The 6,716-nt window shown below is 43.6% G+C and carries 10 protein-coding genes; 6 read left to right on the top strand and 4 right to left on the bottom strand.

The features are described 5' to 3' along the window. Positions 1-189 (bottom strand): helix-turn-helix domain-containing protein (locus A3IE_RS0119050; protein WP_020395671.1); only part of this gene is annotated, 189 nt, incomplete at its 3' end. Between the two features lie 45 nt (positions 190-234). Here A3IE_RS0119050 and A3IE_RS0119045 point away from each other — a divergent pair. The 3 genes from A3IE_RS0119045 to A3IE_RS0119035 all read left to right on the top strand — a co-directional run bounded on the left by A3IE_RS0119045 (position 235) and on the right by A3IE_RS0119035 (position 1,128). Beyond that, positions 235-438 (top strand): AbrB/MazE/SpoVT family DNA-binding domain-containing protein, encoded by a 204-nt coding sequence (locus tag A3IE_RS0119045; RefSeq protein WP_026155038.1) that lies wholly within the window; start codon positions 235-237, stop codon positions 436-438. Beyond that, on the top strand, positions 438-815 hold the full coding sequence (locus tag A3IE_RS0119040; protein WP_020397208.1) for a type II toxin-antitoxin system VapC family toxin: 378 nt from the start codon (positions 438-440) through the stop codon (positions 813-815). The genes A3IE_RS0119045 and A3IE_RS0119040 overlap by 1 nt, the downstream gene beginning before the upstream one ends. Before the next feature lie 67 nt (positions 816-882). Further along, positions 883-1,128 carry a hypothetical protein gene (locus A3IE_RS0119035; RefSeq protein ID WP_020397207.1) on the top strand — a complete coding sequence of 82 codons (246 nt, stop codon included), beginning with the start codon at positions 883-885 and terminating at the stop codon, positions 1,126-1,128. Between the two features lie 24 nt (positions 1,129-1,152). On the opposite strand, the gene A3IE_RS0119030 is transcribed toward A3IE_RS0119035, so the two are convergent. Then, positions 1,153-1,632 carry a GNAT family N-acetyltransferase gene (locus tag A3IE_RS0119030; protein WP_020397206.1) on the bottom strand — a complete coding sequence of 160 codons (480 nt, stop codon included), beginning with the start codon at positions 1,630-1,632 and terminating at the stop codon, positions 1,153-1,155. A gap of 214 nt (positions 1,633-1,846) precedes the next feature. After that, positions 1,847-4,096, bottom strand: coding sequence for a nitric oxide reductase activation protein NorD (locus A3IE_RS0119025; protein ID WP_020397205.1), 2,250 nt, complete (start codon positions 4,094-4,096; stop codon positions 1,847-1,849). A gap of 437 nt (positions 4,097-4,533) precedes the next feature. Between A3IE_RS0119025 and A3IE_RS21430 the strand changes: the two genes are divergently transcribed. Together A3IE_RS21430 and A3IE_RS0119015 are read left to right on the top strand one after the other, a co-directional pair. After that, positions 4,534-4,827, top strand: a complete 294-nt coding sequence (locus tag A3IE_RS21430) for a hypothetical protein (protein ID WP_020397204.1) — start codon at positions 4,534-4,536, stop codon at positions 4,825-4,827. A gap of 384 nt (positions 4,828-5,211) precedes the next feature. Then, positions 5,212-5,610 carry a VOC family protein gene (locus A3IE_RS0119015; protein ID WP_026155037.1) on the top strand — a complete coding sequence of 133 codons (399 nt, stop codon included), beginning with the start codon at positions 5,212-5,214 and terminating at the stop codon, positions 5,608-5,610. A gap of 54 nt (positions 5,611-5,664) precedes the next feature. On the opposite strand, the gene A3IE_RS0119010 is transcribed toward A3IE_RS0119015, so the two are convergent. Further along, positions 5,665-6,159 (bottom strand): cupin domain-containing protein, encoded by a 495-nt coding sequence (locus A3IE_RS0119010; protein ID WP_020397202.1) that lies wholly within the window; start codon positions 6,157-6,159, stop codon positions 5,665-5,667. Positions 6,160-6,257: 98 nt separating this feature from the next. Between A3IE_RS0119010 and A3IE_RS0119005 the strand changes: the two genes are divergently transcribed. After that, the gene (locus tag A3IE_RS0119005; protein ID WP_020397201.1) at positions 6,258-6,680 is read left to right on the top strand and encodes a hypothetical protein; all 423 of its coding nucleotides are present in this window, start codon (positions 6,258-6,260) and stop codon (positions 6,678-6,680) included. The last annotated feature ends 36 nt before the right edge of the window (positions 6,681-6,716 follow it).

The raw sequence follows: 6,716 nt of genomic DNA, 5'->3' as shown, positions 1-6,716 counted from the left end.
ATCCTGAATGGTATGCCGACGTCCACGCGACCACACCTCCGGCTTTAAACGTCCTTCCGCCTGCCAGCGTATCCAGTCATCCAATGTCGTTCGCGCTATTTGAAACTCGCGACACACTAAACTTTTATTCTGATGCCGTTCATAAGCCGCCAACACGCGTTCTCGTAATTCTAAACCATACACACCCATCGCGGAGCGTCTCTTGAGAATTGACCAGTATTAGAGTGTAGCTTAATTAGCAGAATTTACTATAAATTTCAATTATCCATTCCTAAAGCGGTACGAGACACACTCAGTTTGGAAGCAGGTCAGCAATTTACGGTTCTAGTTAAAGGCAAAGCTATTGAATTAGTACCAGTACGTTCTTTACGCGATATGCGCGGGCGTTTAAAGGGTGCAAATACACAAGCTTATCGTGACCGTAAGGATCGTGTGTAATGGCACAGCTAGTCGATACCTGTGGCTGGATTGAATGGTTAACTGACGGGGTTTTGGTACAAACATTCGAGCCGTGGCTCTCACAACTCGATCAAGTGTACATGCCAACCGTGATTCAATTCGAGTTATACAAATGGACAAAACGGGAACGTGATGAAGCCACCGCTTTAGAGGTCATTGCGCTTACCGAACAATGTCAAGTAGTGGCGCTAGATACCGCTATTAGTTTATTAGCGGCTGATTTGGCTTTGCAACATGGATTATCTTTTGCGGATGCCATTATTTATGCCACAGCACAGCAAAAAAATGCTCAATTGATTACCTCCGATGATCATTTTGAAGGTTTACCTCAGGTGGTGTATTTTCGAGAAAATTAGGGCATTGCAGTAAATTTTTCCTAACAGATGGACTAGCTCAATATGAGTGATGATCGTGTATTGAGTAATGTCTAAAGTTAAAAGCATGGATAAGAAAAACTATCAGCAAGCAATAAAAAATGTCATTGCTTTATATGCCAAATTTTGCCCCTCTCACGGCAATATTCACCTTGATACAGTGTTTGATGATCACATTGAGCTACGTGTCAAAAGTACGCCAGCCAATGTGCCTAATAGTGCGTTTGGTATGTTGAAAAGCAAGCGTAAAGCCGTACCCGCTGATTTTGATCCTGCTAGTTTATTAAAACTATGATGGTCTTAGACGCTAATGGCTTTTTTAACAACTATACAACATCAACTGCACCGAAAAAGGCAGATGCGCGAACTGTTTGCGCTCACTGTCTTGAAAGCCAAGTTTTTGATACCAACGGTGCAACACTGCATGTTCGCCAATAACACCAATACTGATCTGCTTAACCTGCTCAGCTTGGGCTAGTTGGATAATATGCCTTACCAGTTTTTCACCTACGCCTTGTCGTTGATACTCAGGTAACACCGACAAACGATTTAAATAAGCCAATTCCGCATTGGGTTTTTCATAAGCCACACAGCCTATTGCTTTACCATCTTGCTGATAAATAAAGTATTGCTCACGTCGCTGAAAATCACTCTCCACCCATTCAGGTGTATAAAAAGATGGATGTTTGGGGTTGTTTTCATAGGTAATGTGAAACTGCTGAGCAACCGCTTGATTGGCAGTATGAATAAGGTCAGATAGCGTATTTTTGTCTTGTAACTGTGCGGCGCGTATCGGCATAATCTTAGCTCCAACAGGATAAAACCTTATCCTAACAAGCTTGATGAGTGTGAAAAAGCGAATAATTTTGTAGGCTTTATGCAAAAAAAGCGATGATTCCTTTACGCTAGTAAGGTACTTGCAGTTTATTATTGCGATTTCAACATTGTTGACAGTTTTTCCATAAATTCGCTAATGAGAAGGAACGTGATTTAGCTTTATTGAAAACTAAAACCTACCCCGTCAACGCCATAAACACCTGCGGCAATCGTTCTGGCAATCGCTGCACATTATCAATCACCGTATAACGTTTGCCGAATATATCGCGCACGTAGTCGTCCGCTCGTGGGTCGAGGCTAATGCAGTAGGTGTAAATCCCTTGATTATCTAATTCCTTCACCGCTTGGCGTGTGTCTTGACTGAGGTGTTGCGGATCGTCGACATCAATATCGGACGGTTCGCCGTCGGTGAGAATCAGCAGTAATTTCTTATCCGCGTTTTGATGCTCTAAATAATGCGCGGCATGGCGTAATGCTGCACCCATGCGTGTGGAATAGCCTGCTTCCATTGCTGCTAAACGTCCTTTGACTTCGTCCTGAAACGACTCGCGGAAGCCTTTGATATGCTGATAACGCACTTCGTGGCGCGTGTTGGAGGCAAAACCCGCAATGGCAAACGGGTCGCCGAGTGCTTCAATTGCCCATGCTAATAAGGACACCGCTTCTTGGCTGAGTTCGAGGATGCTTTGCGTACAGCCTTGCGGGGTTTCGCTGATCGAGGCGGATAAATCCAGCAGCAACATCACGGCAATATTGCGCCCATCGTGCTTGTGGCTCATATTGATACGCGGGTCAGGATTCGCGCCGCTTTTGAAATCAATCAGGGAACGAATCGCCACATCCAAATCCAACTCACTGCCTTCTTCTTGATAGCGCACACGGGTATAGTTTTGCGGCTTGAGTAGCTCGACCAATTGCTTGAGCTTTTTGGCGAGGGCGGCATGTTTGGCAAGCAGGGCATCAATGTGCGCGGGGCTGCCTTGTTTGTGCAAACCTTCGTACACACTCACCCAATCAGGGCGATAGGTCTGTGAGCTGTAATCCCATTCGGGGTAATGACGCGGCGGCAAACCTGTTACTTCACTTTGCTCATCGCATTGAGTTTGCTCGAAAAAGTCCTCGTCATCGCTTTCTTCAATAAACTGCCACAAGTGCCGATTATCATCACGGTACGGAATCGCGGTGTCGGTAAAATACACATTGGGCAATTGATCCGACTGCAAGCGCGTCTTTGCCACAAAGGACAAGGCTAAATCGACCATAGCCTGAGTACTTTGCTCGCCTTGCTGCATCAGTGCATGAAATTTAGCGGCAAACTCATTGATCACTGCCTGTTGATAGCCATGCTCAGGGTTCAAAATCGCATAGGACAACATCGCCAAACGATGCCGCAAACACGATTCCTGAGCGGGATGACACGAACCTTCTTCAGGACGCGGATGCAGGGCAATAAAAATACGCCGTAAGCCTTGATACTGCTGCATTGCCAAGTACTCGACGCGGCTATCTTCCAAGCGCTCAATGGCAATGCGTTGCTGGGGGCTGAAATTATCGGCAATCACTTGGCTCGACCAACGTTGATGCGCCGCCATGTGCGCCAACACCGCGCGATAACGGTCTATACCGCGCACCCCGTTAAAATCATCGAATACATCAGGAATGCGCATACCGTACTCATCAAAATACGGTTGTTGCTTGCGCATCTCGCGGAAATCAATCGAGTACGGTACTAAAGGCGGGGCTAATTGCCAACAAGCTTGCAGGTACAAATTCAGTTTGCGCTCGTGATGGGTAAACAGCGTACCTTTGCGCTCGTGCTGCAACATGGCTTTACTATCCGCCGACTCCAGCGCGAAGTACTCCTCTTGGCGCTGCGGATGTTTGCCATAATTGCGAATCCCGTATTCAATCCAATTTTTTAAGCCACCCAATGCCAATTGATTGATTAAAAACGGCATTTGCTGGAGTAGTTTAGGCAAGCCGACACTGGGCATGGTGGCATGAAAACCGTGAATCGAGCCTGTAGTGCGGTTCATCATCTCGAAAATGATTTCAATATAATGATTGAGCAATTCGCTACTACCCAAACGCCGCGCCACTTCGGGCAAAGACTGCAAAAACACCGGAATCGAGCGTCCATTCGGCGTGCGCGACATCGTCCACACGGCTTGGCTAATGCGCGTGAGCATGTCCTCGCCCAAATGATGTGCAATCTCAGGCATTTCCTCAAGATACGTCAGCACAGGGTCAAACCCGCGCCCGATTTTGCACACCAACGACGCACCGTCGAGATAATCCTTAATCCCCTGTTCGCTCAATAAAGCGTGCGCCTGCTGCATACAACCTGCAAAAGCCTCATCAAGCTGTTTGAAATTACAACTTAATTGACTGCGATACTGGGCAATGGCTTCGGCGGGTAAAGACATACAAACTCTCTCAGAAACAGGTGCGATGGTTTTGCTTGAGGGTAGTTTAGGGGGAATGTGGGTGGGGGGCTATATTACTGTGAGGGGTGAGAATGTATGTGATCGTTTGGAAAGTAATACTCTACTTAGTACATGGCGTAGACCATGTCAAAATTTTATGATAATAGCAGACTATGTGGAATTCTTAACGCACTATATAGTCATATAGGTGACGTGTGCTCAGCAATTGAATGTAGATCCTATACTAAGATTGCAGAATGCTGTCTAATAAGCTGCTAGCACTATATAGCTACTCCCTGCAAAAATATTAATAGTAAGATAAAAATCAAAGCTTTATTTCTGTAATACTTTAGTAGAGACAGAACGGGCACTTGAAAAACTACAACAGAATCCTCATTAATCTATGTCCCATCAACTAAATTATGAGGTAACCAATTATGGCTGACTTTAAACTTTTCGAAACACAGCAAACAAGAGCACGAAAAGAATTTAACGCTCTTGGTAGGGCTGAAAAAGCTGGTATTACAGATGCTGAACTTATTAACGAGATGACTCAGGATATGAGTAATCCCGAATCAGCCCAATCTATTATGCAAGCGGCTGCGGCTATAATGTATATGAGGGGCGTTAAGAATGGTGAAACACCAATTACTGATGCTACTAATCGTTGTTTAGCTAGAAAGAAAAAAACAGTAGTTGCAAGTACTGGTTTATCTCCACAGATAGCCTAAAAGAGGGAGTGCTGCTTTTTTTAGCAGCCCCAACAATTAACTTTTAAATTTTCAAAAATTGCTTAATCAAAAATCAAGAGTTGGTGTTTTCTCGATTCTCTATGATTTTGATGCCACACCAACTGAGCCAATATAAAAGAGAAGATAATTTTAAAAGCTTTAGTTTATTACTTAATTTTTATACATCCAGACGTTCCTTAGGGTCTTGATCATCATAAAAATAAATCTGTTATTATACTCAAAATGCATCATAAACCGACTACAACGCTGCCAGTTGTTACGTTATACTGGCTTAAGCTAATGGTTGTTATTTTTTCAGTATTTAAAATAATAGACTATTCCTGCTATATAGCTTTTTGGTGAAAAATGGGTTTGTAAACTTTAGTGATTCCTAAATCAGCAAAAATCAGAATAGCGCGTCCTACGGATAATTTGGCGGCTATTACAGATATGTATATCAATGGATTAGGATTTAAATTACTGGGGTCTTTTAAAGATCACAATGGCTTTGACGGTTCAATCATTGGGCATGAAGTACATTATTATCATCTTGAGTTTACTCATCACAAAGGTACTACGGTTGGGCGAGCACCTACTCAAGATAACTTACTCGTTTTTTATTTATCTGAGCCTCAAGTTTGGGCGCAATGTTGCCAGCAAATGGAGAAAGCTGGATTTAGGGTAGTACCTGCCTATAACGATTATTGGGATAGGGTAGGTAAAACATTTGAAGACATTGATGGTTATCGAGTAGTACTTCAAAACACAGAGTGGTTAGTATAAGTACTTGCTTAGATGAATTACCTACTCAATCTTGCTAAACCAACAAATACTGCATTACTCCTCACCCTCATAATAATCAACACTTGTATCTAGGTGGGCAATGACTCTTAAATCATAATCCTTATGGGTATGCCCTGGTGCTTTACCCGCAAAGACACCCAATTTATTAGAATCAGGGTAAATACCAATTTCAGGTTCTTGCATCGTGCTGACAGCTAAAAACTTTAAATCAACTGTACCCGTATTAATAATTTCATGGGCATGCTCCTGCCCGACAGGGCAGCAAATAATATCACCTTGTTTTATCGACCAAGTTTTTCCTGAATGACGCAAGGTTCCTTCACCGGCCAAAATGAAAAACATTTCTTCATTGACTAAATGGGCATGATAAGGATAAGCGCGTTTCCCTGCGGGAATAATGGTAATGTTATAACCCAGTTTATGCGCACCAATTAAAGGCGCTATGGGCGCTATTTGAGCTTCAAATGTTTTTCCGTGTTGGCGTGTTTGATAAGTTAATTCGTCAATATTAATAAAGGGCTTAGTCATTTTTCACCTCAAACAGTAGCCACAATAGGATTATCCAACTATAACTGATCGGCAACACGACTTAAAAAAACTATCTTAATGACATCAGGAGATTTTTCATGTTTACTCCATCATTTCCGCTGCTAATCGCCGCAATCCTGTGTGTGATCGCAGCAGCTTTACACTTTGCTTGTCTCATTTGGGGCGCAGCAGGTTATCGCTTTCTCGGTGCTGGCGAAAAAGCCGCAGCAGCCATAGAAGCAGGGGATTGGCGACCTCATATCTCAGCCGTTGTGGTGGGTTTTATATTGTTAGTGTGGGCAGCTTACGCCTTAGCGGGGGCGGGTGTATTGCCTACCATGCCTTTGATGCGTCCTGTGCTTTTTCTTATTGCAGTGGTATTACTAGCGCGTGCGCTTTTATTTCCATTATTGCGCCCGATATTCACGGGTAATAGCCTGAAGTTTTGGCTGATTTCATCAAGTGTTATTGGAGTACTGGGTTTTCTATTTTTGGTGGGGGCGCTGCAAATGAATGGATGAAAATCATTCGTGCTGTAACTTTGCAAATGGCATCAT

This window comes from Thiolinea disciformis DSM 14473 (genome assembly GCF_000371925.1).
GTDB lineage: Bacteria > Pseudomonadota > Gammaproteobacteria > Thiotrichales > Thiotrichaceae > Thiolinea > Thiolinea disciformis.
The sequence above is the reverse complement of the archived record's forward strand: the minus strand, read 5'-3'. Positions and strand labels throughout refer to the sequence as shown.